Origin of the sequence: Chryseolinea serpens, assembly GCF_900129725.1 — a bacterium.
In the GTDB taxonomy this organism is placed as follows: domain Bacteria; phylum Bacteroidota; class Bacteroidia; order Cytophagales; family Cyclobacteriaceae; genus Chryseolinea; species Chryseolinea serpens.
Genome location: NZ_FQWQ01000004.1, coordinates 193,271 through 217,471, shown reverse-complemented (window position 1 = coordinate 217,471; position 24,201 = coordinate 193,271). Strand labels below are relative to the sequence as shown.

Sequence of the window (24,201 nt, the reverse complement as noted above, 5' to 3'; positions counted from 1 at the left end):
ATGCCGGGCGAAATATTGTTATTTCCATACGCCCTCGCCATCTCACACTCCCACGAAAATGAAAAAAAATTAGAAGTCTATCAGTTTAATAGACTATTTTTGCCACGAACGCTATTTTTAGTATGATCCGGAAATCTATTGAAGCCCTCCAACGTGAAGCCGCGGAAACGGGTACGCAAACCCTGAAAAGAAGTCTGGGGGCCATCAACCTCATCGCCATCGGGATTGGGGTGATCATTGGTGCGGGTCTTTTCTCCCTCACGGGCATTGCGGCCGCCAATCACGCCGGTCCGGCCGTTACGCTGTCGTTCATTATTGCCGCCATCGGTTGTGCTTTCAGTGCTTTATGTTATGCGGAGTTTGCGTCCATGGTCCCCGTGGCGGGGAGCGCCTACACCTATGCGTACGCAACCCTGGGAGAGTTCTTTGCATGGATCATCGGATGGGATCTTGTGCTGGAATATTCGGTGGCGCGGCGACCGTGGCGATCAGCTGGTCGCAATACCTGGTCAGGTTTCTGAGCAAATACAATATCTATTTACCCGCGCAATTGCTGCATTCTCCGTTCGAGACGGTGACCCTTCCAAATGGGAGTGTCGTGACCGGATGGATCAATGTTCCTGCCGTGCTCATTGTGGTCTTCATCACGGCGCTCATTATCCGGGGCACGAAAGGGTCCGCTTTGTATAACATCATCGTCGTTTCCCTGAAGATCGGTGTGGTGATCGTGTTCATCGCGCTGGGTTGGAATTATATCAATCCCGACAATTTTGTTCCCTACATTCCGGAAAATACCGGCACGTTCGGCGAGTTTGGCGTGAGTGGTATCTTCCGTGGGGCTGGCGTGGTGTTCTTTGTTTTTATCGGTTTCGACATCGTGGCCACCATGGCACAAGAGGCAAAAAATCCGCAGCGCAACATGCCCATCGGCATCATTGGGTCCCTGATCATCTGCACCTTACTCTTTGGTATATTCAGTTTTGTGATGACAGGGCTAGCCCACTACACGGAGTTTAAAGACAGCGCGGCACCCGTTGCGATCGCCATCGAAAAAACACCGTACGGCTGGATGGCGCAAGCCATCATCATGGCGATCATCATCGGATATACTTCCGTGATCCTGGTCGATCTACTGGGGCAGTCGCGCGTGTTCTTTTCCATGAGCCGCGATGGTTTGTTGCCAAAACTTTTTTCGCAGGTTCATCCTAAATTCCAGACGCCCTATAAAGGCAACATGCTTCTTGGACTCTTCATCAGTCTGTTTGCGGGCTTCGTTCCCATTCGCGTCGTCGGTGAGATGACCAGCATTGGTACGTTGCTGGCGTTCATCATGGTGTGCCTGGGTGTTATTATTTTGCGCTACCGGCAACCGGAACTACCCCGGGCATTTCGTACGCCTTGGGTTCCGGTCGTGCCCATCTTGGGCATCGTTACCTGCGTAGCGATGATGATATCCCTTCCCCGCGACACCTGGATCAGGTTGGTCGTTTGGTTGTTGATTGGGCTGGCCATTTACTTTTTATACGGGAAAAAGAATAGTAAAATCAGGAACGCCCAACCCTAGCGGCTACTTCCTGCCATGATTATAAAACACAAACAACCCATCCTTACCGGCCACTACGATATCTTTCCATGTATTGCCATCTACATCGGCCACAGCAAAATAGATTCCGGTTCCTTTTCCTTCTCCCAACGGGCCGTGGGAAATGACCTGCTTCGCGAAACCTTCTCCATTCCAAACAAAATAATATAACCCGATGTTGTCGAAGGTGCCGGGATCTTTTTCATTGTGGGCGCGATAGCGTTTGCCGGTAATGAGTTCGTTGCGACCGTCGTTGTCAAGGTCCGTCCAAAGCATGGCGTGAAATTGTGAGTGCAAAAGATCAATGGGGTGCTGGATCCATCGGCGGGTTCGCTTCTCCATTTTTTGTTCGTACCAAACCAACCCGTAATCGTGGGCATGGCCAACAATGAAATCGTTCAGTCCGTCTTGATTTACATCGGCCACGATCATGGGTACACTTCCCTGGCCGATGTCAAACTCGGCATGAAAAATCCAACTTCCGCCTGATATTACCGGCGCTTCCACCCAGCCGGTGCTGATCACAAAATCGCCGCGTCCGTCGCCATTCACGTCGCCAAAACCGAGACCATGACCGTGTTGATCGATCACTTTGTGCGCGGTGAAGGTGGGTTTCCCGTTATCTTTCTGATAATAGTACAAAGCTTTCCCCGGCGTGTTGGGTACGATCTCCGGCTTCCCATCGCCGTCTACATCCCAGGCTCGGGTAGTCTCCACATTGCCCGTAGCAGCGATGATGTGTTCAGGCCATGGTCCTTCGTTGCCCGGATTTTCACGCCAACGAATGTTATTGCCCCACCACCCACCGGTGATGAAATCCATTTTGCCGTCTTCGTTCACGTCGTATGGAATGGTGGAAAAATCGTCATAGTATTCTCCCTCCCTGCGAACGTCGCCAATAAAATATTTGAATTTGAAATCAGGTCCCTTGTACCAATAGCTGCCCGAAACAATGTCAGGGTGTGCATCACCATTTACATCGAAGACCTCGGCAGACTCAAAGTTCTCGGAAGCGATCTGAACCTTGGTGAATTTCAGTGCTGCAGTGGCCTGTGCGGAGGGACCGGGCTGCGCATTGGCTTGGAGAATACAAAGGGTCAGGATGAGGGTTGTCGTGCCGGCTTTCATGGTCTTGGCGATGAAGTAAACTTAACTCAGAAAAAGTTCGCCGCAAAGACACCGCCTTAGCCTTTCGTCCTTCGCATCGAGCTTCAGGACGAAAGGCCAGGCGTAAGATCATTCCATCATCTCCGACAGCTCAAGCCACCGAAGGGTTTTGGATTCCAGGTTGTCGATGGTTTTTTGCAGCTCTTCGCCCCACATGATCAACTGCTGATGATCGTTGCTGCCGGCATTGAGATGACCGTCCAGTTCAGCTTTTCTTTTTTCCAATGCATCGATTTCCTGCTGAAGGGCATCGAACTCCTGCTTTTCTTTATAGCTAAGTTTCTTTTTTGTCGGGGAAGAAACAGGCTCTGCCGCGGCTGCGGATTTTGCGGGCTTAACTTCAGGGGCGGCTTGCTGATCGTCGAGCCAATCGCGATAGTCGGAATAATTGCCGTTGAAGAGACGAATGTTTCCGTCACCCTCAAAAACAAAAAGTTGGTCCACCAGGTGATCCATAAAATAGCGGTCGTGGCTCACCAACAAGAGACATCCTGAAAATTTCTCCAGGAAATCTTCCAACACATTCAGCGTGTCGATGTCGAAATCGTTCGTAGGTTCATCGAGAATGAGGAAGTTCGGACTGGTCACCAACAATTTCAACAATTGCAGCCGCTTCTTCTCCCCCCCGCTCAGTTTGCTGATGTAGTTGTATTGCTTTTCGGGGGGAAACAAAAATATGTCGAGGAATTTGGAGGCCGACACTTGCGAGCCATCGGCCATGGTAATGAACTCGGCAATCTCCTTCACCTCCTCGATCAAACGATTGGCTGGATTGAGGGCAATGGACTCCTGTGTGAAATATCCGAATTTCGTGGTAAGCCCGGGCATAACCTCGCCTTTATCTGGCTTCGACTTACCCACCAGCATATCCAGAAACGTTGACTTGCCTATTCCGTTTTTGCCCACTACACCAATGCGGTCGTTTTTCTTGAACACATACGAGAAGTCATTCACGATCGGTAAGGTGGCATACTTCTTGGAAATATGCTCCACCTCCAGGATCTTCCCGCCCTGGCGAGCTTCCTTCATGTCAAGCTCAAGCCTGTCTTTCTTCAGATCCTGCGATGCTTTTTTCTCGAGTTCATAATATGCATCAACGCGATACTTTGCCTTCGTGCCCCGGGCACGCGGTTGACGACGCATCCATTCCAATTCTTTCTTTAACAGGTTTCGTGCCTTGGTCACTTCCACTTTCAGGATCTCTTCGCGTTCTGCTTTTTTCTCCAGGAAGTAGGCGTAGTTGCCTTTGTAGCGGAAGAGTTGCCCGCGATCGAGTTCAATGATCTCAGTGGCCACGTTGTCGAGGAAGTAGCGGTCGTGGGTAACCATGATGAGCGTGATATTCTGGCCCGACAAATAGTTCTCCAACCATTCAATGGCCGTCAGGTCAAGGTGGTTGGTCGGCTCATCCATGATGATGAGGTCGGGCTCCAGCAACAGGAGCTGGGCAAGAAATATTCTTTTCTTTTGTCCACCGGAGAGTTCGCCGAATTTTTTATCGATGTCGGGCACGCCCAACTTCTCGATGATCTCGTGAACCTTGTTTTCATAATCCCAGGCGTTCAATTCCTCCATTCGCTCCAGCACGGCCTGCATGCGATCGCCGGATGTATCCGGGTGGTGCAGGCAGTCTTCGTATTCCTTTACAACCTTGGCGACCTCGTTGTCGTCGCTGAAGAGAACGTCTTTTACGGTAAGATTTCCGTCCACCGAGGGCTGCTGGGTGAGAAAACCCAGACGAATGCCGTCCCGGATACCCACTTTTCCAGCATCGGTCTGAACCTCGCCGGTCAGAATTTTCAACAAAGTGGATTTCCCAACGCCGTTATTCCCCACCAGGGCCAGCTTTTCGCCCTGGGAGATGCCCAAAGACACTTCTTTAAATAACCAACGGTCATTATACGTTTTGGCAATCAGCTCGGCAGACAGGTAGTTCAAGACATTACAATTTAGGGCCACAAAGCTAACAGTTAAACCCGAAGATTCTAACCGCCCCGCCATCAAAGACCAGCCAAAACTTTGCGTCCTCCTTGGATCTCAACGCCTTGCGGCCGAAATCAGCCCTCCTTCCGCAATACCTGCAAGGGCGGCGTACTGATCACTTCCCGCGAATTGAACCACCCGATCAGCACCGTGAGCACCACCACTCCAAACGCAATGATCGCCAGCTCCGCCGCATCAAAGGCAAAGGTGATCTCGAAAAAGAATTTGGTCAGCAGCCACCCGCCACCCAGTGACAAGATCATCCCCGTCAGGGCCGAAAACAACCCGAGCCAGGCGTATTCGATCAACGTGATCTTCGTGATCTGCCAGGTACGTGCACCAATGGTACGCAGCAGTACATTTTCTCGAATGCGTAAAAACTTGCTATTGATCACGGCCCCGGCCAGCACAATAAGGCCCGTGATGATGCTGAACAACGCCAGAAAACGAACGACCAATCCAAGCTTGTCGAACAATCCATTCACCGTGCTCAGAATAAGCCGCAGATCGATCAATGAAACATTTGGATACTGTGTCACCAACTGCTGCTGGAACGCATTCGCTTGCTGTTGTTCATTGATGCGCGTCGCCGTCACAAAGATCTGCGGGGCATCTTCCAATACACCTTTCGGGAAAACGAAAATGAAGTTGGGGGGATCCTTCGGCCAATCCACTTTTCGTATACCGGCAATGCGCACTTTCATGAGTACGCCCTGCACATCGAACACCAGCGAGTCGTTCAACTTCACATCCAGTGACTCTTCCATGCCTTCCGAAATCGTTACCCATATCGAATCCCTACCGTTCTTTTTATGCTGCAGCTCTCCTTTCACCAATTCCTCCGAATGGGTCAGACTGTCGCGATACGTCACGCGGTATTCGCGTGTCAGCGCCCAGTTGGGAATTTTATCAGTGGTGTCGGTTTGCAATATATCCGTCGGCTTGCCCTTGAGTTCGTTGAGACGGCAAGTAATGATGGGGACCACTTGATTTACTTTTAATTTATTGTCCTCCATCAACTTTATCACGCCTTCTTTTTGCGAGGGCTGTATGTCAAAAAGAATGGTGTTCGATTGATTTTCTTGTCCCGTAAACTCCACCTGGCCGAGCATGCTTTCCTCGACGATGTTAAGGATCGAAATAATAAAAGCGCCCAGCCCGATCGTGACCATGAGGACGCGGGTTTGGTTGTTGGGACGGAACAGGCTCGACAATGAGTGTCGTACAATGAATCCGGCGCGGGAAGGGAAGAATTTACGCACCGCATATAACAACCCTGCTGCCACCAGGGCAAGACAGGCCAATGCCAACACAAGTCCCAGAAAGAAGAACAATCCGGTGAGCAAGTTTTTGGTTTGATAGGCCGCAAAGCCCATGGGAAAGAGGGCAATGAGAATGAGGGTGACGATGCGTGTCTTCGAAAATCTTCCTGCGGTCTCGGGTCCGGAGCGCAACACGGTGAGCGGCGGAACAAAACGCACCGATATCAACGGCAGTATGGAAAACAACACCGACACCAGCGTCCCAATGACCAACCCCATCAACAGGGAGGGCCACGACAACGAGAAGCCTACCTCAAATGGGATAAATCCTTTTAGAAAATACGGCAACACCTGCTGAATGCCGACCCCTATAGCCGCACCAACGATGCTGGCCAAAATGCCCAACACAAAGATCTGTATGAAATAAATATTGAATGCCTGCCATCCCGACGATCCCACACAACGCAACACGGCCACTTCTTCCCGTTTTTCACGCGCATAGATATGCACGGAACTGGCCACCCCGATGCAGCCCAGAACCAACGCGACAAATGCCAGCAGTGAAAAAAACCGGTAGATGGAAAGAAAGCCTTGCCCCAACCCCTCCTTTCTTCGCTGCACCGTCTCATACGAATAGCCGGCCCGTTTTATGACCGGGTCGAGTTGCTTGATCATAGCCTCGGTCTGCGCATCGCTGCTGGTTTTGAAGAAGCGTTTGTAATTCACGCGGCTGCCGTATTGCACCAGCTTCGTCGAGTCCAGCGCTTTCATCGAAATGTACACCGACGGTGTGAACGATGCCATGATACCGCCTCCACCGGGAATTTCCGTGACGACGCCTGCTACTTCCAAGGTGCTTTGACCAATGCGGATAGAATCTCCCGAGCTGACCTCGTATTGACTGGCCAGCGTCTCGTCCATCATCGCGAAATGGCCCTCCTTCACTTTCTCATAAATATTGGCAGGCTTTGTTTTTATCTGACCATAAAAAGGAAAGGGTCCCGATAAAGCCACAAGCCGGATCAACCGGGACTGCCCGTTGTTCAAAAATAACACCATCGACGCCATATCGGCCTCGTTGGCTTGTTCCAGTTTCGTGGAGTCGAATGCGGCGATGATCTTGCCGTCAAATTTTTTGTCACCGTTCACGACCAGGTCGGCGCCGATGAGTTCTTTGGCATTGCGATCGATGTCGTTTTGTAAGGTGTGGTTAAACGAATCCAAAGCCACCACGGCTGCGATACCCGTCACGAGCGAAGAGGCAAAGAGCAGGAGTCGCGAAAAATTGTGGCGGGCGTCGCGCCAGGCCATTCGCCAAACCCAGCGGTCTTTAAAGATGGAACGCGTTTCGCGTTTCAGTTTGATGATGTATTCGATCATAGCGGCGGGATCAGGCGGTCTGCATCTGGTGGATCTCCTCCACCAATTTTCCTCCCCGCATGCGCAAGATGCGTTGCGTGCGCTGGGCAAGTTCGAGGTTGTGAGTCACCAGCACTAAAGTTGTGGCGTTCTCTTTGTTCATGCCAAACAATAGCTCCGTCACGGAATGGGCATTCTCTTCATCCAGGTTTCCGGTGGGCTCGTCGGCAAACAAAATCTTGGGGTCGGTAATAAAGGCGCGGGCAATGGCCACGCGTTGTTGTTCGCCACCCGAAAGCTGCGAAGGGTAATGATGCGATCGATCGGCCAACCCAACTCTGCCCAGCAACTCCCGGGCCTTGGAGGCCACATCGCGCACGCCGCGAAGCTCCAGCGGCACCATCACGTTCTCCAGCGCCGTCAAGGTGGACAACAGTTGAAAATTCTGGAAGACAAAGCCCACATACTGGTTCCTCAAATAGGCCCGGTCGTCCTCGCTCATGGCGTTGAGCTTGAAGCCCATCACCGAAATGGTACCCGACGAGGGTGTGTCCAACCCTGCGCACAATCCCAGCAAGGTGGTCTTGCCACTCCCGGAAGGACCGATAATGGCCAAGGAATTTCCCTCGTTCACCGAAAACGACACATCGTCCAACACCGTCAGTTGCTTGTCGGCCGACCGGTAGGTTTTTGTTAAATGCTCTGCCTGAAGAATGGTTGACATGATTTTTGTTGTATCAATAATGAAACTAAAGCGTTATTACCGTAAAATTGTTTCAGTTTAAACGTAAACACAACGGAGTTCAAAGATATGGTCGTAAAAAAGATGTTGATTATTTTAGTGATGGCCTTCTTTACGGCCCCTCCCCCCGCGAAAGTAATTCTTTTTTATGGCGACAGCCTTACCGCTGGTAACGGATTGTCGGTCGAGGAAGCCTTCCCGGCCCTCATCCAAAAGAAACTAACCGCCGATGGCAAAGCGGTCAAAGTGATCAACGCCGGCCTCAGCGGCGAAACCTCCGCCGGAGGGCTGGCACGCCTGGATTGGGTGCTGCGTCAGCCCATCGACATCGTGGTGCTGGAACTGGGCGCAAACGATGGATTGCGTGGCCTCCCGCTGGACCAAACGGAAAAGAATCTGCAGGCTATCATCGACAAAATGAAAGCGAAAAACCCCGCGGTCAAGATCATCGTGGCCGGCATGATGGTGCCCCCCAACATGGGTCCGGACTACACCACCAAATTTCAGAAGATCTTCCCCGACCTGGCCAGGAAAAACAAGGCTGCGCTCATCCCCTTCATACTGCAGGATGTGGCCGGCAACGAAAAGCTCAACAATTCCGACGGCATCCATCCCAATGTGGAAGGCCACAAGATCGTCGCCAAAAACGTACTCAAAATATTGGAGCCACTGCTGTAGCCCTAACACATCGATAATGATCATCGTGCGGCCCCCTCGGAGGCCTCGGGCCGGGCTATCCGTTCCAAGTCCGGCCAACCCCTTTGCCACTCCATTCTCGAAACCCGATTACCAATTTGTTGGTGTCCCACCAACAAATCACACTCCCTTTCCCCACCGCACTCCGGGCTTTCCACTCCTATCCCTGGCCGGACACCTCACCCCAAACCAACGCTCCATCACCGGCAAGTCCGAATTCTAAATTTATTCCATGATCCAATCACAAAGGCACTCCTCAAAAAAACTATCAAAACACTATAGAAAAGGATCGTAAAGGATGCAAACTTTGCAAATAACTCCTATACTTACCCCAAGGTAGCCTTACCGCTACCGTTGAAAACACGAACTGAAATGAAGGTCGCCATTTTTATACCGTGCTACGTAGACCAGTTCTATCCGCAGGTAGGCATCGCCACGCTGCAGTTACTCGAAAAACTCGGCGTTGAGGTATACTACCCTGAAAAACAAACCTGCTGCGGCCAACCCATGGCCAACTCGGGCTTCGAAGATCTCGCGACAAACTGTAACAACCTGTTTGTTGAAAATTTCTCCGGCTACGACTACATCGTCTCCCCCTCGGGCAGTTGCACCCTCCACATTAAGGATCATCTCCATGTTGAGAAACGTGAAGCCGAAGCCGCACACATCCGCAGCCACGTCCTGGAGCTCACCGAATTTCTGACCGACGTGCTGAAGATCGACAAATTGCCGGCCCGCTTCCCTCACAAAGTAGGCCTTCATCAAAGCTGTCATGGACAGCGAGGCTTGCACACTTCGCAGATGTCGGAGCTCATCGCCCCGGGATTCTCTAAGCCCCAACACCTTCTCAGTCTTGTACAAGGATTGGAACTTATCCCCCTCGACCGCGCCGACGAATGTTGTGGTTTTGGAGGAACGTTCTGTGTGGGCGAAGAGGCCGTGTCGGTAAAAATGGGAAAAGACCGTGTGGCCGACCACTTGCATCATGGCGCAGCCTACATCACCGGCGGCGACATGTCGTGCCTCATGCACCTGGAAGGCATCCTGCGCCGTCAGCACAGCGCCACCAAAGTGATACACATCGCCGAAATACTAAATGCCGGATAAGTGATGGAAGCAACCGCGGAACCCAAAACAAAAGACCACGCCACCCTGGCCGACACGTTCAACAAAGATGAAGCCCGTGTGGACTGGCACGACAAAACCCTTTGGTTTGTCCGCCAAAAGCGCGACAAGGCCGCATGGCAAATACCCGACTGGGAACACCTGCGCGAGACCGCATCCCAGATCAAACACAACGTGTTGAGCAACCTGCATCACTACCTCACACAGTTTGAGAAGCAGGCGCAACAAAACGGAGTCACTGTTCACTGGGCGGCCGATGCCGAAGACCATAACCGGATCGTGCACGGCATCATCCAGAAAACCGGCATCACGCGCGTCGTGAAAAGCAAGTCCATGCTCACGGAAGAATGTCACCTCAACGACTACCTGGTTGCGCAAGGCATCGATGTGGTAGACACCGACCTCGGCGAGCGCATCGTGCAACTGGCGGGCGAGCCACCCAGCCACATCGTGTTGCCGTGTATCCACTGGAAGAAAGAAGAGATCGGTCAACTGTTTCATAAACACCTCGGAACACCCGAAGGCAACAGCGACCCGCAGTTCCTGGCGGCCGCCGCGCGCGTGCATCTTCGCGAGCGGTTCATGACCAGCCCCGTGGCGATCACCGGCGTGAACTTTGCCGTGGCCGAAACCGGCGAGATCGTAGTCTGCACAAACGAAGGCAACGCCGACCTGGGCGTGCAACTGGCCGACGTACACATTGCCTGCATGGGCATCGAAAAAATTATCCCTCAACGAAAACACCTTGGCGTGTTCCTGCGGCTGCTGGCCCGCAGTGCCACCGGCCAACCCATCACCACCTACTCCAGTCACTTTCGCAAACCCCGGCCCGGCCAACAGATGCATATTGTGTTGGTCGACAATGGTCGCAGTGAACGGCTGGGCAGCGAGGATTTCAGGAACGCCCTGAAATGTATCCGTTGCGGCGCCTGTATGAACACGTGTCCCGTGTATCGTCGCAGCGGCGGCCACAGCTATCACTACGCCATCGCTGGCCCCATAGGCTCTATCCTCGCGCCGGGCTTGGACATGAAAAAAAATGCAGACCTCCCCTTTGCCTCCACGCTGTGCGGATCGTGCTCCAACGTTTGCCCCGTAAAAATCGACATCCACGATCAACTGTATAAATGGCGCCAGGTGCTGGCAAAGAACGGCTACGTCAGCGAAACAAAGAAGACCGGGATGAAGGGCATGGCCTTTGTACTTTCCCGCCCTGGACTTTACCGGTTCTCCGGCGCCGTTGGGCGTTGGTTCTCCCGGTATCTCCCCTTCACCATGAATAATTCGCTAAACCCCTGGTACAAACAACGCGAAATGCCGCAGGCGCCCAAGGAATCCTTTGGCGAATGGTACCGCAAAAACAAAAAAAGGTCATGAGCAGTCGTGAGCAAATACTGGCCAACATCAAAAAAAATCAGCCACCGGTAACGCCGTTGCCTGAAATAACCCAATTAACAACGTCAGGCCTACGCGAAGAAAAGGTCAGCAAGTTCACCAGCGTATTGCAAGCCATCGGTGGCCAGGTCGTGCCGGCAGACAGCTGGGATGCCATTGCTGCGTACGTTTCGACGCAATTTCCTTCGCCGGCACGAACGATCAATCTCGTTCAGGAATTGGCCGGCCATCTTCCCCTGGCGGTCCTGGAAAAGGACCCACATCAATTGGAAAGTGTTACCCTTGCGCTTCTGAAAGGCCATTTCGCCGTAGCCGAAAACGGTGCGGTATGGATCACTGAAGCCCGCCTTGGCGATCGCGCTCTACCGTTTATCTGTGAACATCTTGCGCTGGTCGTTCACGCCGATGCGATCGTATCCACCCTACACGATGCCTACGAACGTATCGCTAACGAAGCCCCCTACGAATTTGGAACCTTCATCGCGGGACCTTCCAAAACGGCCGACATCGAGCAGTCGCTGGTGCTCGGGGCGCATGGGGCCAAGACGCTTACTTTGTTTCTGTTATCGGGGAACTAGCGACGTGTGGAGTAAGTATCGGGGTGTCTGAATTTTTCCATCTTTTCGCGTCGCAGCATGAAACTCAGCGCAAAGTAAAAAACATTGGCATCGATGTTTTGATACGGATGGACGACCACACCGTTAGCGTCGGTCTCGGCAAAGTTGCCGTTGTAGAATTTTGAAACGTAGTACTTGAATTTGATGTTCGCGTCATGCGGCAACTGAATGCCCACAAAGAAACCGTGCTGAAAAAGATTCATGCGATCGCTGAACCAGCGATTGAATTTATCTTTCTTATCGCCATCTTCAAAAGTCTTTTCCTTGTAGTTAACCGCGAGCTCGGCTTCATAGCCTGCATACACAAAGGTACCGTTCATGTCGCCAAACTTAAAAGCCAACGGAATGCCCACGTTGTAGCTACGTGCTTTTTTTCGAATATTTGTTCCGGGCAGGTCATAAATAAAGCCAACGTTGCGAAGGGTGAAGCCCGAGAAAATACCGAAGTGTTCATTTTCATCGACGTGGACCCACATCTGCGCATTGAACACGGGAGAAAAACGAAGCGGCGTCCCCTGTTCGGAATGATCTATGGAAAGGTGAGCCAATGAAAAAATCAGCTCGCCTCCTGTAGTGACATAAGGTTTGATTTTCTTATCCGCTTTTTCCTGGGCTACGGCAAGGGTGGATAGCGTTGTGGTGTATAAAAAAATGAGGACGTATTTTCTCATAGCACATGCGTTTAAAGCCAAACATGACACACTTACATTGCTCCAGACAAGTTAGCATCCTTTGCGCTCTATAGCAACATGTAAAGGGTTGATGGGAAGAAGGCGTTTACGGCTACCGGCCGCGTTACTGACGGTGAATCTGCAGGCATTTAACAAGGCTTTCGTAGTTCTCCTCAATTTTGGGTGTGGTCAGGAGCAGCTTGTGCCGGTAGTAGTCCACCAGGGCGGAAAACCGTTGGTTCCGGTTCAGCATCGCCGCCACCGTGCCTACCACCGGGCGTTCGATGATCTCGTTGAGAAAAAGATTTGCCGGACGCTCATCGCGATTTATTTCTTCATCCAGGCGAGCGGCCGAATAGAATGTATTAAAAAAAGGCAATACCCTGGATTCAACAATGTCTTCAAAAATAAAAAGCGACGCCTCTACGTCGCCGATGGTCTTCACCATCAGGTGATCTTCATCAAGACCCAGGTTTCGCAAGTTGGCGCCAATGGTGGGATTGCAGCCGTAAAGCTTCTCCGGACACCCCAGGAATGGATTGGCATACATGTTCACAGAATTGACACGAACATAAAAGAACGGCGTTATCCTCAACAGGCGGTCCTCCACGGCCGTCGACAGATACACCTGATTGTATCCGAATAGCGTTCCCCGGTGAAAGAGGATCGCATTCTCCTTTTTTTTATACCTGAATCCCGCTGGCTTCAGTACCAGGTTGGCTTTCTCCAGGAAATAGCTACACTTCCCTCCTAAGTCAAAATGATGCTTTCTCTTCATGTATCCGCGCGTTATTATTGTCCTGCCAAATACGGAGCTTAAACTGAAACTGTATTTCAGTAGCTTTTTTTTGTTCATAAATAAGATCGCCGATGTACTATTACGCGAGATCGCATTCTGGATTATCTTCATGACCAAACCGGGCCCGAAAAAGTGGGAAGATGAGCAAGTCATGGTAAAGGACGTCACACTAAAAACCGTCACACCGAGTGACTCGCCAGTTGGGGATGCATCTCCGGTAACCTGATGATGGCTTCGGTACCCTTGCCGTTTTCGCTCTTCAATTCAATGGTGCCGTGAAGTTTTTCGGTTATCTTCTTGGCCAGGTACAGACCCAGGCCACCGCCCTTTGAGTTATAGGTGCCTTTGTAAAACGCATCAAACACCTTCGACAACACGTCTTCATTTATACCGATGCCGTTATCGAACAAGCAAAAAAACAATTCTTCATTGGCCTTATAAACGACAATACGGATCTCTTTTTCGATCTGACTGTCGTTCATGTAGAGGATGCTGTTTTCGATGAGGGTTTCCAGCAGTGATTTTATCAGCTTGCGATCCGTCTGCATGATTTGGGCCGTGTCGTCATCCATCAACACTTCGATCCCCCGGCTTTGAATATCCTCCTTGAACTCGAACAGGATCTCGCGAACGACCTCATAAATATCCACTGCCTCCAATGTCACCTGGTCTCGCAAAACTTCGCTCAGGCGCTGCACCTTGTTGAGTGTCCGGTCCAGCTTCAACGTTACCTCCTCAATGAGCGAAAGGTATTTCGTGGTCATTTCAGGTGACTGATCCAATTTGATCATGTTGAGCAGACCGAGCTGGGTCGAGATGGGCCCTTTCAGATCGTGATAGGATTTATAAAAAAATGTCTCCAGGTCTTGCAGCGCCCTGGTCCATTGATGCTCCAGCTCTTTTCGCCTTCGCTTGAGGGTATAAAACGAGAGGCATTTCTCCAGCAGCGTAAACAGTTCTTCTCTTACCCAGGGCTTTCGGATGAAATAGAAAACACTCCCCTTGTTGATGGCCAGTATGATGCTCTCTGAATCCGTATAGCCCGTCATGAGTAGTCGTATGCAATCCGGGTACTCGCGTCTTACCCTTTCCAAAAGCTCAACACCTGACATTTCGGGCATGCGTTGGTCTGTGATGAGCACATGCACGATTTGGTCACGGAGAATCTCAAGTCCTTCTTTGGCCGACAATGCTGTGAGAATGTTATAATGTTTTTTAAACGTGGTTTTAAATACGATCAAATTCTCGCTCTCGTCGTCAACATAAAGTATCGTAAAAGGATGTTGAGCTTGCATGACTATGGGGTAAGCGTAACCATACGTGGAGTCGTTATATACCTGGGAGAAAACTTTGGGAATGGGCTGGAGACGTACAACAGAACTAGGCCAAGTACATGTTGAAGATAGCCAGGAAAAAGCAAAAGAAGAAGCATTAATCTTGACCTTGACAAGGACTCACCCACTCTATCGACGGAACGAATGCCCCCTCTGCGCCGTCGCACATGACCTGTATATCGCATTTCAATGTGGTTTTTCCAAGCCTTTCTAACAAGGATCAGGCCTAAACTTAAAAACCTGAAAATCAAACAATTACCAAGTTATGACGACTTTTTACCGACGAAATATCGTTGCTCGTCTTGGATTTTCGTCGTACTATTTCGTCGCCCATGTTCTTTCCAGTAAACACTTTCCAAGTGCACGCAGCGGATGGTTAACACGCTTGTGTGCAGAGCACGGCTAACGAAATTTCGTTGGGCGAACGAAATTTCAACTCATTTCGATACGATCACCTCTAAAATTTGAATGCAAACGGCTTTTTTAACTGGCACAGAATTTATAGAAGGGGTTATTCTAATATCACAAACTATGGCCATACATCAGATGACAGGAAGTGACATTGAAATTCAGTTCGCTGAAAAAGTACTGCTCGCGAAGGAACCCGTTCTGGTGGAGTTTTACAGGAACTACAGCGGTCTATCTTTCCTGGCCGAATCGCTGTTACAGGAATTCACGGACGATTTCAAAGACAAAGTCCTGTTCTACAAAGTTAACCTGGACGAGTACCCGTTCTTCGAGCTTACGTATTGCATTTCGGAAATTCCTACGATCCTGTTGTTTAAAGACGGCACGGTTTCCGGTAGCGTGAGCGGGCCTTTTTCCAAAAACCTGCTGGTCGCTGCGATCTTCGATAAAGTGTAGGGTCGAAAATATCATCGCAGGTGCGTTTGCGCGAATTCCTGATCACGCTTCGCCGGTTGTGCAAATGAAGAATTGAATTTCTCTAAATTATGTGCTACATTTTAGTGTATTATACAAAGGTTCTATAATGAATACGATCTTGTATGTTGATGACGAAATTGAAAATCTTACTATTTTCAAATCGCTTTTCAAAAAAGAATACAACGTTCTCGTAGCTTCGTCAGCTGCCGAGGCCAAACAGGTCATTAAAGATCACGACGTAGACCTCATTCTCACCGATCAAAAGATGCCCGATCAGACCGGGCTCGACTTGCTAAAGGAATTGGTACCCCAATATCCGGACATGGTGCGGATCATCATCACCGGATACTCGCAAATTGAAACTGTTATCAACGCCATCAACGACGGCAAGATTTTCTACTTCATCTCCAAACCCTGGGACCTGAAGCACCTGCGAAGCATTATCGAGAAAGGCCTCGAATCCAGAAATCTCAAATCGGAGAACGCTAAATTATTGGAAGAGCTGAAGGTCACAAACAAACAACTCAGCGAAAAAAATTCCATTCTTCAGGATGCCAACGAGGAGATAAAAAAGCTGAAAGGTCGCCTGGAGCAAGAGAACCAATACTTGCGGCGCGAGATCTCAGCCCACAACAATCCCAGCGAGATCATCTACGAAAGCAAGATCTTCGAAGAGGTACTGCAAAAAGTTCGTCAGGTGGCGTCCACCAATGCCACCGTGTTGATCACGGGGCAAACGGGTACGGGCAAAGAGTTGTTGGCGCGGGCCATTCACACGATGAGCAATCGCAGCAATCGGAGCATGGTGAAAGTAAATTGCGCCGCGTTGCCCGCCAACCTGATTGAAAGCGAATTGTTTGGACACGTAAAGGGCGCATTTACGGGAGCGCTGGTGAACAAGATCGGCCTTTTCGAGCTGGCCGATAAGGGCACCATTTTTCTGGACGAAATCGGCGAGCTTCCGCTGGATTTGCAAGCCAAACTGCTGCGCGTATTGCAAGATGGTGATTTCCATAAATTAGGCGAAGCCAAGGCCACCCGGGTCGACGTGCGGGTGATCGCCGCCACCAACCGCGATATCGAAGAAGCCGTGAACGTTGGGAATTTCCGGTCAGATCTTTTCTTCCGCCTCAACGTTTTTCCCATTCACAATCCCAGCCTGCAAGAGCGCCGTCAGGACATCCCCGCGCTTGTGCATCACTTTGTGAACAAGCACAGCAAAAAGATCGGCAAGGAGATAAAACAAATTTCTTCGGCCACCATCGAACAACTCATGCTTTACGACTGGCCGGGGAACATTCGCGAACTCGAAAATGTGATCGAACGCCTCATCATCACCAGCCCCGGCAATGAACTGTCTATCGGCGACTGGAAGCCCATCTCCGCCATCAAAAAAGACGATGGCATTTCGATGCTGGAGGCAGAAAAGCTTCACATCATCCGCGTGCTCGAAAAAACCAATTGGCGGATCCGGGGAACCGGCGGCGCGGCTGATATTTTAAATCTGAAGCCCACCACACTGGCCTCGCGCATGAAGAAACTGGGCATCTACGCCCCTCAAAAACCCATGGCCTAAAAAAATAGCCACTGCAAAATAATTGCAGTGGGAACAGTGACCTTTGTGACAGGGTTATGAATTATTGATAAAGAAAAGCGCTACTCAAAAGGTAGCGTTTTTCTTTTGTCTCCCGGAGAAGACGCAGGGACCTCACTGATCCCTATCCAAAAACTTCACCTGCCCTGTATTGATATCGTATAGCGCACCGACAATGCTGATCTTACCTTGTTCTTCAAGCGTTTTCAGAATGGGGCTATTGTCGTGGATGTCGGTCAGGGAAATCTGAACATTGGCAAGGCAGACGGCGTGGATAAAATCTTTGCTTTTGGGGGCAGGGTTGATTTCAGCAGCCGCTGCCTGGTCTACCGCACGCCGGATCTTCACGACCAGCGACGTGATGTTGCCCGTGCGCACGTTGTCGATGCCGGCTTTGATGGCACCACAATTTTCGTGACCCAGCACCACCACCACTTTGGCACCCGCCACCGCGCAGCCGTATTCCAGGCTACCCAGTATGTCTTCATTGATAACATTACCCGCCACACGCGCCACAAAGATGTCGCCTATGCCTTTGTCAAAAATGTCTTCAACCGGGATTCGCGAATCGAGACAGGAGACGATGACGGCTTTGGGAAATTGTGAGCGTGCCGCTTCCCGGATTTGTTTGCTGTGGTCACGCGCGGTGAGGTCGTTTGCACAGAAACGCACATTGCCTTCACGGAGACTTTGAATGACTTGCGCTGGTGTCAGGCGCGATTGCTCGTCGGCGGTGAGCACGGTTTCCACGATCAGGTTGTCTTTGCCTCCTTCGCAAGGGGATTTGGAACATGACAGGATCGCTGTGAGCATTCCCACGACGATGTATGCGAGAACTTTTTTATCTATTGTCATTTCTGGTGCTTTACAAACTAGCATGCCTCCTGATTCATCTGACCAGCAATACCTGGCCGTATTTTTTTCCATTGAAGGAGAGTTCACTTCCATCGACCAGGTTTCCCTTTAAGGTCCACGCATAGCTGCCGGCGGGTAACGTCACGCCGTTGAAGGTGCCATCCCATCCTTGCTCCGTGACCGATTTCACGTCGCTGGTGTAGTACACTCTTCGGCCCGATAAATCGAAAATGGCAAATTGCAGCGAGGCTATGCCCTCGCCCCGTATTTTGAAGACATCATTGGAATTGTCGCCGTTGGGTGAGAATACGGTCGGAACAAACAAGGTTTGAAACGGTGGGGGCGGTTGTGGCGTGACCTCATCGTCGATAACGATCTGGAAGGTATAGGTCGATTGGTCAACACCGCCGTTGGCAACACCGCCATCGTCGGCAAGCTTCACGGTGACATCAACCCTACCGGCCGCAGACCCCGGTGAGTACTCCAGTGTGGCCTTACTCCCTCCCAAGTAGGTTATCTGCGGGTCACTCAGGCGCTGGTGATCGCTTGCCGATGCGGTGAGCGTAAGGGTCTGGCCGTCTTCCAGTGGACCTGGAGTTATACCATCAAGAAAAACGGTTTGCTTCGTCGCATGGATCTTCGTGTACTGCGTCGGCACGAAGTCCATCGCGGGTGGATCGTTTACCGGCTGCACGGTGATGACAAAAGTTGTTGGGACACTGTGATCTTGTCCACCGTTAGAAGTGCCTCCATTGTCGGTAGCCTGCACGAACACCGGTGTGCTGCCAGAGGCGTTGGGCGCGGGTGTGAACGCGAGATTTCCCTGCGGATCGATGGATGGACCTTGGACGAAAAGGGTCTGATCGTAGTCGTAAACGTGAAAGGCAATTTGCTGATGCAATTCATTTGTGCCGGCCGACACGTGTGTTGCCCACGAGGTGAATTGCTGCGGCCCCGAGTCTTCCCATACGGTTTTATCGTCGCCTTTAACAAACGTCGGGGGTTGGTTGGAGGGGATAGAAATGAAGAACGTTTGCGAAGCGCTATGGTCGATTCCTCCGTTGTCTGTTCCGCCATCGTCGACCGCCGTAGCGGCCACAGCGATCTGGCCGGAAGTGGTGGGCAGGGGCTCAAAAGTCAGGGTGCCGTGCGCGTCGATAGCGGGAGGAGTCGAAAAGAGGGACGGATCGAATCCGTTGAGTTCAAAATGTACCGTTTGTACGGATTCCTCCATTGGTCCCGGGCTAATGTGCGTCGCCCAGGAGGGCCAGTTCTGTGGCCCGGCATCCATGGCGGAAACGAGTAGATCTGGTCCTTTCGTGAACGAAGGGGGATCGTTGACCGGCAGAAGATGAATATAGATCTTCTTTGTGACACTCCTGGCGCCACCGTCATCTATCGCATAAACGTCTATCGAGGTACTGCCATTGCTGTTGGGCACTACCGTGAAACTTAACGTTCCCGTATTGGTGAGGGCGACGCTTGAAAAAAAGTTGGGGTCTATACTGGCACTTACGATACGCAGGAAAACCGTTTGGCCGCTTTCCGCTTCAATTGAACTACCCGGATCTATACGTGAAACCACCTTTGGAATTCCTTGCGTCCCAAAATCCTCCATTACGGTAACGGGTGCGGGAACTTCGAACTTAGGTGGCAGGTTGGTCTGACCTAAACTCCAATTTGCTTCCATCAGCATGCTGATCGCGAGCAAACCATACAGAACAAATGATCTTGATCTCATATGCATAGCTTTCCGTTTCGTATTTCATTGTTCATTAAAATAGGAAAAGGTGATAACCTCGGTCAACGTCTTCAACGTTGGTTATCACCTTACTTCCACGTCTATAAGTTTGGCTTTATCGAAAGCAAAGATGAGGGCACAGACTGCAATGAGATTGCAGTTTGCTTTTTTCTAAATATTTTTTTGATCGGGAAGGCAGAAAATGTTACGCGATCTTACTTGGCGACGTGGCAAGCATTGGGGTTGCAACGGTATGGATAGGTCAGGAGCAGAATTCAGGAGCCAGAAGCCAGGAGCCAGAATCCAGGAGGGCTTTCAGGTGGGGCCTTCTTTTGGGGAGTATGTGTAAAATTCACACGATCTGCGTCATCGCGTGATTGTTGCTTTTGTGGTACCTTCGTGATGGTTCAATAAATCACTTTTGCTTATGGAAAATGTAGCCAATGCTCGCCTTTCGGATGGAGTCGTTAAGGCCATTTTACTTGCCGGTTTGCTGGCGGGGACAATGGATATTCTTTCGGCGTTTATTCACGTCTATATCGTCTCGGGTCGAAGCCCGGTGCTCGTGCTTCACTTTATTGCTTCTGCGGTGTTTGGGCAGGAGGCATACGCCGGCGGTGCGGGGATGGCACTGCTGGGACTTCTCTTTCACTACATTATCGCCTTTGGATGGACGGTGTTGTATTTTCTCTCGTTTCCGTATCTGCCTTTTCTGGCGAAGAACAAATATGTGTCGGGCATTTTGTACGGGGCATTTGTGTGGGTCTGCATGAACAAGATCGTGGTTCCGCTCACGCTCGTCAAGATGGGTCCCTTTGATGTGGCCAAGGCCGCTTTGCAAATGGGAATCCTGATGGTGTGCATCGGGTTGCCCATTGCGATACTGGCCGACCGGTTTTATAAGCGCGGAAAATAAAAAAAACGGAAATCGTCCGTCCTGCTTGTCAGTGCTGCTCCGTGGTGATCTCCGCAGGAGACGGCGTTGGTGGAAGTCCGCTTCTCTCTGGGACTTCCTTGTTATGTTTTTTATAAAGCTGGCGCGAATCCTCCACGAAGATGCGGTAAGCATCGCGCGCGGTTTGGGTTTTCACAAACTCCAGCGCGGCCTTGTCCCCGGGTTGTACGGGGATGATATAATAATTTTTATGAGCCTCGGCTGAGCGATACACCCATTGGAGGCCGTAGGCGGCACTGTCGATGGTGGTGATGGCACTGTCGGGCTTGTAGGTGATCTTGGAGAGCTCCAGATAGGCCATGGCGCCACCGTCCGTGTAGCGCTTCCGTTGACCGGAGACAAAATTGCCCAATGAATACGCTACGAATTGATTCTTTTCCTTTCGCCATTCCATTGGCTGAAGCACATGGGGATGTGCGCCGATGACCAGTCGGGCGCCATGGGCAAAGCAAAATTCGGTAAGGTCTTTCTGTATTTTCGATGGCAGATTTTGATATTCAATTCCCCAGTGGGTGAAGACGATGATGGCGTCGGGGTGCAGCGACTGGGCTTTTAGAAGGTCCTGGCGAATGACGGCTGTATCGAGCAGGTTGACAATCTTGCCCTTCGGGACGGTGATGCCGTTGGTGCCATAGGTGTAGTTGAGCAGCGCCAGGGTGAAGCCATTCTTTTCCAGGATGAGGGGCGAGTCGTTGAGACGCGAAACGGTGTCATAGAATGTGCCGGTGTGGGGAATGTTGAAACTGTCGAGCATCGCCACGGTGCGCTCGATCCCCTTTTTACCTCTGTCCACGCAATGGTTATTGGCCGTTACCAGGGCGTCAAAGCCGACGTCTTTGAGGGTGACCGCGAGTTGGTCGGGGGAGCTGAATTGCGGATAGCCGCTGTATGGTGCGCCCCCCAGGGTCACCTCCAGGTTGGCGATGGCCAGGTCGGCCGATTCGATGTAGGGCTTTATGTATTGGAAGCAGGCCGTATAATCGTATGTCTTTTTCGTGGCATCATAGGCCGCGGCAATCTGAGAGTCATGCCCCATAACATCGCCGGCAAAAAGGAGCGAGAGCCTTGTCGTGTCTTGCGACCAGGCGTGGCCGCCGGCAAACAAAAATGCCAGCAGGAGGCAAGCCGTTTGGGCTGACGATCGAAGCGATTTTGAGGAATTCAGTTTTTTATGAGGCATAGGTTCAGTTCAGGGTGCGGTCTTCAGGATGGATTTACCTTCATTATTTTATCTTCCAAAATAATAAACACGTTGTCGTCCTTCTTCGGATGGATGCGTGCCAGGCCCGTAAACATCCCGAAGGCGGGCAACAGACCGGCGCAAGATCCGAAATAAAAACATGGCAGTGTCAGCGATTGTCTGCCCTTGCCTCTCAGGCTGACCCCGGGATGGATATGGCCGGCAAGATTGTAGGCCCCCTCCTCTACCTCCTCCATCGGATGGTGTGTAAAGATGAAGGGGTCGATGCGGAGCTCGTCGTGGAGCAGGATGCCTTTGCGGCTGTATTGGATCTCGCTCATGATGTCGTGGTTGCCCATGACCAATTCGAAAGAGATGTGGCTGAAATGTTTCACCACCTCCCCAAATACTTCCCATTCGGGGTTATAATGGCTATGAAAAAGATCGCCCAGGCAAATGACCCGCTTGGGGTGAGTGGCCTGGATGAGGTCCATTAGCAGTTCGATGTTGCGGTCGTTGGCCTTTACCGGCAGGGGTATGCCCGACCGGCGAAAGTGATTGATTTTACCCACGTGCAGATCGGCAATAAAAAGTATCTCCTTTCCGGGCCAAAAAACTGCCTTTTGGGGGTATAGTCTGAGGCGCTCTCCTAAAATCTCCATTTCCATGACCGGGTCAATCTAGCAAATCAAAAATTAATCCCCATAAGCTTTCCCAATCTTCTGAAAACCAGCCAAATGCGAGTATTTTAAAGGTTTTCAGAAAAAAAAGTTAACATTCGGGTAACATTGTGGACAGGAATTCACCCTAGATTGCACACGGAATAAAAGGTTTATGTTCGAATTAGACTTCGCGTACTCAGCCCTGCTTATCATTTGCCTTATTGCTGCCTGCTCCTTCGAATTTGTCAATGGTTTTCATGATACGGCCAATGCCGTTGCTACGGTAATCTATACCAATTCACTAAAGCCCTGGGTGGCCGTGATCTGGTCGGGTTTCTGCAATTTTATTGGTGTCTTCTGGGGCGGTATTGCCGTGGCCGTGGGCATCATAAACCTGTTGCCCGTGGAGACGCTGGTCGATCAAAATATCGCCCATAGCTTGTCGATGGTCATGGCCTTGTTGATCACAGCCATTTTCTGGAACTTACTGACCTGGTACTTTGGCATTCCGTGCTCCAGTTCGCATACGCTGATCGGTTCCATTCTCGGGGTCGGGTTGGCCTATTCTCTTTTGCCCGAAGCTTCCGGCGATGCCGTGAATTGGGGAAAGGCGCAAGAGATCGGGATTTCCTTATTGATCTCCCCTTTGTTCGGTTTTTCGATGACCATCATTTTGATGTACCTGATCCGAACGTTTACAAAAAAGACTTCCTATGGCGACAGCCTCTTTAAGGAGCCCAAGAAAAATCAGCCACCGCCGCTTTGGATCCGGAGCATATTGGTGCTTACCTGTTCGCTCGTCAGCTTTTTTCATGGCTCCAACGACGGTCAGAAAGGCGTGGGTCTGATCATGCTCATTCTCATTGGCGTAGTGCCCGCATATTTTGCCCTGGATGAATCCTTTTCTCCTAGCAAGTTACCCGGGTCGCTTACCAAGATCGAACAGGTCATTTCCAGTATCGACTCTTCCCACTTGTCTCTCTCCGATCGTCATAATTTACTCGAGGCTAAACAGATCAATGCCCGGCTGCAGCAGCGCTTTGCCACGCTCAGTGACATTCGTGATATACCGAAAACTGAGCGTTTCCAGGTAAGAAAAGACATCATGATCATGGATCGCGAGCTCACGTCCCTCTCGAAAAAAGAAGATGTAAAGCTCAGCGAGGCCGAAAAGAAATCATTGAAAGACGAACTTAAGAGTGTCCGCAAGGCCACCGACTACTCCCCTACCTGGGTACTGCTCATGATCTCGCTGTCGCTGGGGCTTGGCACGATGATCGGTTGGAAACGCATTGTGAAAACCGTGGGCGAAAAGATCGGCAAAGAACATCTCACCTATGCCCAGGGCGCCAGTGCCGAACTTGTTGCGGCCAGCACCATTGGCTTGTCATCTTATTTCGGATTGCCGGTAAGCACCACGCACGTGTTGTCGTCGGGTATCGCCGGTAGCATGGTGGCCAACCGCGGTGTGAAGAACCTGCAGCCCGATACGGTGCGCAATATTCTCATCGCGTGGTTCCTCACGTTGCCTGTGGTGATGATCATGGCGGGCACCCTGTTCCTCGTGTTCCGCTCCATTTTTTAGATCGTCGTATTC

At 51.0% G+C, this 24,201-nt stretch carries 20 protein-coding genes and 1 pseudogene; 10 read left to right on the top strand and 11 right to left on the bottom strand.

What is annotated here, in order from left to right; genetic code table 11:
- Nucleotides 1–122 precede the first annotated feature (122 nt).
- Both BUB30_RS25475 and BUB30_RS36005 read left to right on the top strand, forming a co-directional pair.
- Nucleotides 123–1,396: pseudogene (locus BUB30_RS25475) on the top strand (amino acid permease); the annotation flags it as partial.
- A gap of 48 nt (nt 1,397–1,444) precedes the next feature.
- Nucleotides 1,445–1,564, top strand: coding sequence for an amino acid permease C-terminal domain-containing protein (locus BUB30_RS36005; protein WP_394334008.1), 120 nt, complete (start codon nt 1,445–1,447; stop codon nt 1,562–1,564).
- A gap of 3 nt (nt 1,565–1,567) precedes the next feature.
- Here BUB30_RS36005 and BUB30_RS25470 read toward each other — a convergent pair whose 3' ends face one another.
- The 4 genes from BUB30_RS25470 to BUB30_RS25455 form a co-directional block, all read right to left on the bottom strand.
- Nucleotides 1,568–2,710 carry an FG-GAP repeat domain-containing protein gene (locus tag BUB30_RS25470; protein WP_073140089.1) on the bottom strand — a complete coding sequence of 381 codons (1,143 nt, stop codon included), beginning with the start codon at nt 2,708–2,710 and terminating at the stop codon, nt 1,568–1,570.
- Nucleotides 2,711–2,818: 108 nt separating this feature from the next.
- Nucleotides 2,819–4,687 (bottom strand): ABC-F family ATP-binding cassette domain-containing protein, encoded by a 1,869-nt coding sequence (locus BUB30_RS25465; protein WP_073140086.1) that lies wholly within the window; start codon nt 4,685–4,687, stop codon nt 2,819–2,821.
- A 119-nt stretch (nt 4,688–4,806) separates the two neighbouring features.
- A complete protein-coding gene (locus tag BUB30_RS25460) occupies nt 4,807–7,374 on the bottom strand; it encodes an ABC transporter permease (protein WP_084138398.1) in 2,568 nt (855 codons plus the stop codon).
- 10 nt (nt 7,375–7,384) lie between these two features.
- A complete protein-coding gene (locus BUB30_RS25455) occupies nt 7,385–8,077 on the bottom strand; it encodes an ABC transporter ATP-binding protein (RefSeq protein ID WP_073140084.1) in 693 nt (230 codons plus the stop codon).
- Nucleotides 8,078–8,179: 102 nt separating this feature from the next.
- On the opposite strand from BUB30_RS25455, the gene BUB30_RS25450 reads away from it, so the two are divergent.
- From BUB30_RS25450 to BUB30_RS25435, 4 genes are all read left to right on the top strand, one after another.
- The gene (locus BUB30_RS25450) at nt 8,180–8,773 is read left to right on the top strand and encodes an arylesterase (protein WP_245804175.1); all 594 of its coding nucleotides are present in this window, start codon (nt 8,180–8,182) and stop codon (nt 8,771–8,773) included.
- A 390-nt stretch (nt 8,774–9,163) separates the two neighbouring features.
- The gene (locus tag BUB30_RS25445; RefSeq protein ID WP_073140079.1) at nt 9,164–9,898 is read left to right on the top strand and encodes a (Fe-S)-binding protein; all 735 of its coding nucleotides are present in this window, start codon (nt 9,164–9,166) and stop codon (nt 9,896–9,898) included.
- Nucleotides 9,899–9,901: 3 nt separating this feature from the next.
- The gene (locus BUB30_RS25440) at nt 9,902–11,293 is read left to right on the top strand and encodes a lactate utilization protein B (RefSeq protein WP_073140076.1); all 1,392 of its coding nucleotides are present in this window, start codon (nt 9,902–9,904) and stop codon (nt 11,291–11,293) included.
- Complete coding sequence (locus tag BUB30_RS25435; RefSeq protein ID WP_073141171.1) at nt 11,290–11,889, top strand: LutC/YkgG family protein; 600 nt, start codon at nt 11,290–11,292, stop codon at nt 11,887–11,889. Before BUB30_RS25440 ends, BUB30_RS25435 begins: the two co-directional genes overlap by 4 nt.
- On the opposite strand, the gene BUB30_RS25430 is transcribed toward BUB30_RS25435, so the two are convergent.
- The 3 genes from BUB30_RS25430 to BUB30_RS25420 form a co-directional block, all read right to left on the bottom strand.
- A complete protein-coding gene (locus tag BUB30_RS25430) occupies nt 11,886–12,599 on the bottom strand; it encodes a hypothetical protein (RefSeq protein ID WP_073140074.1) in 714 nt (237 codons plus the stop codon). The genes BUB30_RS25435 and BUB30_RS25430 overlap by 4 nt on opposite strands.
- 124 nt (nt 12,600–12,723) lie before the next feature.
- A complete protein-coding gene (locus BUB30_RS25425) occupies nt 12,724–13,377 on the bottom strand; it encodes a hypothetical protein (protein WP_073140071.1) in 654 nt (217 codons plus the stop codon).
- 200 nt (nt 13,378–13,577) lie between these two features.
- On the bottom strand, nt 13,578–14,693 hold the full coding sequence (locus BUB30_RS25420; RefSeq protein WP_073140068.1) for a hybrid sensor histidine kinase/response regulator: 1,116 nt from the start codon (nt 14,691–14,693) through the stop codon (nt 13,578–13,580).
- A 570-nt stretch (nt 14,694–15,263) separates the two neighbouring features.
- On the opposite strand from BUB30_RS25420, the gene BUB30_RS25415 reads away from it, so the two are divergent.
- On the top strand, nt 15,264–15,596 hold the full coding sequence (locus BUB30_RS25415) for a thioredoxin family protein (protein ID WP_073140065.1): 333 nt from the start codon (nt 15,264–15,266) through the stop codon (nt 15,594–15,596).
- Nucleotides 15,597–15,723: 127 nt separating this feature from the next.
- Nucleotides 15,724–17,193 carry a sigma 54-interacting transcriptional regulator gene (locus tag BUB30_RS25410; RefSeq protein ID WP_073140062.1) on the top strand — a complete coding sequence of 490 codons (1,470 nt, stop codon included), beginning with the start codon at nt 15,724–15,726 and terminating at the stop codon, nt 17,191–17,193.
- Nucleotides 17,194–17,325: 132 nt separating this feature from the next.
- Here the strand turns inward: BUB30_RS25410 and BUB30_RS25405 are convergent, their stop codons facing one another.
- Nucleotides 17,326–18,066, bottom strand: a complete 741-nt coding sequence (locus BUB30_RS25405; RefSeq protein WP_143165083.1) for a carbonic anhydrase family protein — start codon at nt 18,064–18,066, stop codon at nt 17,326–17,328.
- Between the two features lie 34 nt (nt 18,067–18,100).
- Complete coding sequence (locus tag BUB30_RS25400) at nt 18,101–19,807, bottom strand: T9SS type B sorting domain-containing protein (RefSeq protein WP_178377198.1); 1,707 nt, start codon at nt 19,805–19,807, stop codon at nt 18,101–18,103.
- Nucleotides 19,808–20,234: 427 nt separating this feature from the next.
- On the opposite strand from BUB30_RS25400, the gene BUB30_RS25390 reads away from it, so the two are divergent.
- On the top strand, nt 20,235–20,723 hold the full coding sequence (locus BUB30_RS25390) for a hypothetical protein (RefSeq protein WP_073140054.1): 489 nt from the start codon (nt 20,235–20,237) through the stop codon (nt 20,721–20,723).
- 28 nt (nt 20,724–20,751) lie between these two features.
- Here BUB30_RS25390 and BUB30_RS25385 read toward each other — a convergent pair whose 3' ends face one another.
- A complete protein-coding gene (locus tag BUB30_RS25385) occupies nt 20,752–21,942 on the bottom strand; it encodes a CapA family protein (RefSeq protein ID WP_073140052.1) in 1,191 nt (396 codons plus the stop codon).
- A 23-nt stretch (nt 21,943–21,965) separates the two neighbouring features.
- Entirely contained in the window at nt 21,966–22,604 is a 639-nt protein-coding gene (gene pdeM / locus BUB30_RS25380; protein ID WP_178377197.1) for a ligase-associated DNA damage response endonuclease PdeM, read from the bottom strand.
- A gap of 172 nt (nt 22,605–22,776) precedes the next feature.
- Here pdeM and BUB30_RS25375 point away from each other — a divergent pair, with 172 nt between their 5' ends.
- The gene (locus tag BUB30_RS25375; RefSeq protein WP_073140046.1) at nt 22,777–24,189 is read left to right on the top strand and encodes an inorganic phosphate transporter; all 1,413 of its coding nucleotides are present in this window, start codon (nt 22,777–22,779) and stop codon (nt 24,187–24,189) included.
- Nucleotides 24,190–24,201 lie beyond the last annotated feature (12 nt).

What these genes read in the sequence shown, in the direction of transcription:
- BUB30_RS25425 (WP_073140071.1), bottom strand. Translation starts at nt 13,377, where the DNA reads ATGAAGAGAAAGCATCATTTTGACTTAGGAGGGAAGTGTAGCTATTTC.
- BUB30_RS25455 (WP_073140084.1), bottom strand. Translation starts at nt 8,077, where the DNA reads ATGTCAACCATTCTTCAGGCAGAGCATTTAACAAAAACCTACCGGTCG.
- BUB30_RS25470 (WP_073140089.1), bottom strand. Translation starts at nt 2,710, where the DNA reads ATGAAAGCCGGCACGACAACCCTCATCCTGACCCTTTGTATTCTCCAA.
- BUB30_RS25390 (WP_073140054.1), top strand. Translation starts at nt 20,235, where the DNA reads ATGGAAAATGTAGCCAATGCTCGCCTTTCGGATGGAGTCGTTAAGGCC.
- BUB30_RS25450 (WP_245804175.1), top strand. Translation starts at nt 8,180, where the DNA reads ATGTTGATTATTTTAGTGATGGCCTTCTTTACGGCCCCTCCCCCCGCG.
- BUB30_RS25415 (WP_073140065.1), top strand. Translation starts at nt 15,264, where the DNA reads ATGGCCATACATCAGATGACAGGAAGTGACATTGAAATTCAGTTCGCT.
- BUB30_RS25385 (WP_073140052.1), bottom strand. Translation starts at nt 21,942, where the DNA reads ATGCCTCATAAAAAACTGAATTCCTCAAAATCGCTTCGATCGTCAGCC.
- pdeM (WP_178377197.1), bottom strand. Translation starts at nt 22,604, where the DNA reads ATGGAGATTTTAGGAGAGCGCCTCAGACTATACCCCCAAAAGGCAGTT.
- BUB30_RS25400 (WP_178377198.1), bottom strand. Translation starts at nt 19,807, where the DNA reads ATGAGATCAAGATCATTTGTTCTGTATGGTTTGCTCGCGATCAGCATG.
- BUB30_RS25420 (WP_073140068.1), bottom strand. Translation starts at nt 14,693, where the DNA reads ATGCAAGCTCAACATCCTTTTACGATACTTTATGTTGACGACGAGAGC.
- BUB30_RS25410 (WP_073140062.1), top strand. Translation starts at nt 15,724, where the DNA reads ATGAATACGATCTTGTATGTTGATGACGAAATTGAAAATCTTACTATT.
- BUB30_RS25405 (WP_143165083.1), bottom strand. Translation starts at nt 18,066, where the DNA reads ATGACAATAGATAAAAAAGTTCTCGCATACATCGTCGTGGGAATGCTC.
- BUB30_RS25435 (WP_073141171.1), top strand. Translation starts at nt 11,290, where the DNA reads ATGAGCAGTCGTGAGCAAATACTGGCCAACATCAAAAAAAATCAGCCA.
- BUB30_RS25440 (WP_073140076.1), top strand. Translation starts at nt 9,902, where the DNA reads ATGGAAGCAACCGCGGAACCCAAAACAAAAGACCACGCCACCCTGGCC.
- BUB30_RS25375 (WP_073140046.1), top strand. Translation starts at nt 22,777, where the DNA reads ATGTTCGAATTAGACTTCGCGTACTCAGCCCTGCTTATCATTTGCCTT.
- BUB30_RS25445 (WP_073140079.1), top strand. Translation starts at nt 9,164, where the DNA reads ATGAAGGTCGCCATTTTTATACCGTGCTACGTAGACCAGTTCTATCCG.
- BUB30_RS36005 (WP_394334008.1), top strand. Translation starts at nt 1,445, where the DNA reads ATGATGATATCCCTTCCCCGCGACACCTGGATCAGGTTGGTCGTTTGG.
- BUB30_RS25460 (WP_084138398.1), bottom strand. Translation starts at nt 7,374, where the DNA reads ATGATCGAATACATCATCAAACTGAAACGCGAAACGCGTTCCATCTTT.
- BUB30_RS25430 (WP_073140074.1), bottom strand. Translation starts at nt 12,599, where the DNA reads ATGAGAAAATACGTCCTCATTTTTTTATACACCACAACGCTATCCACC.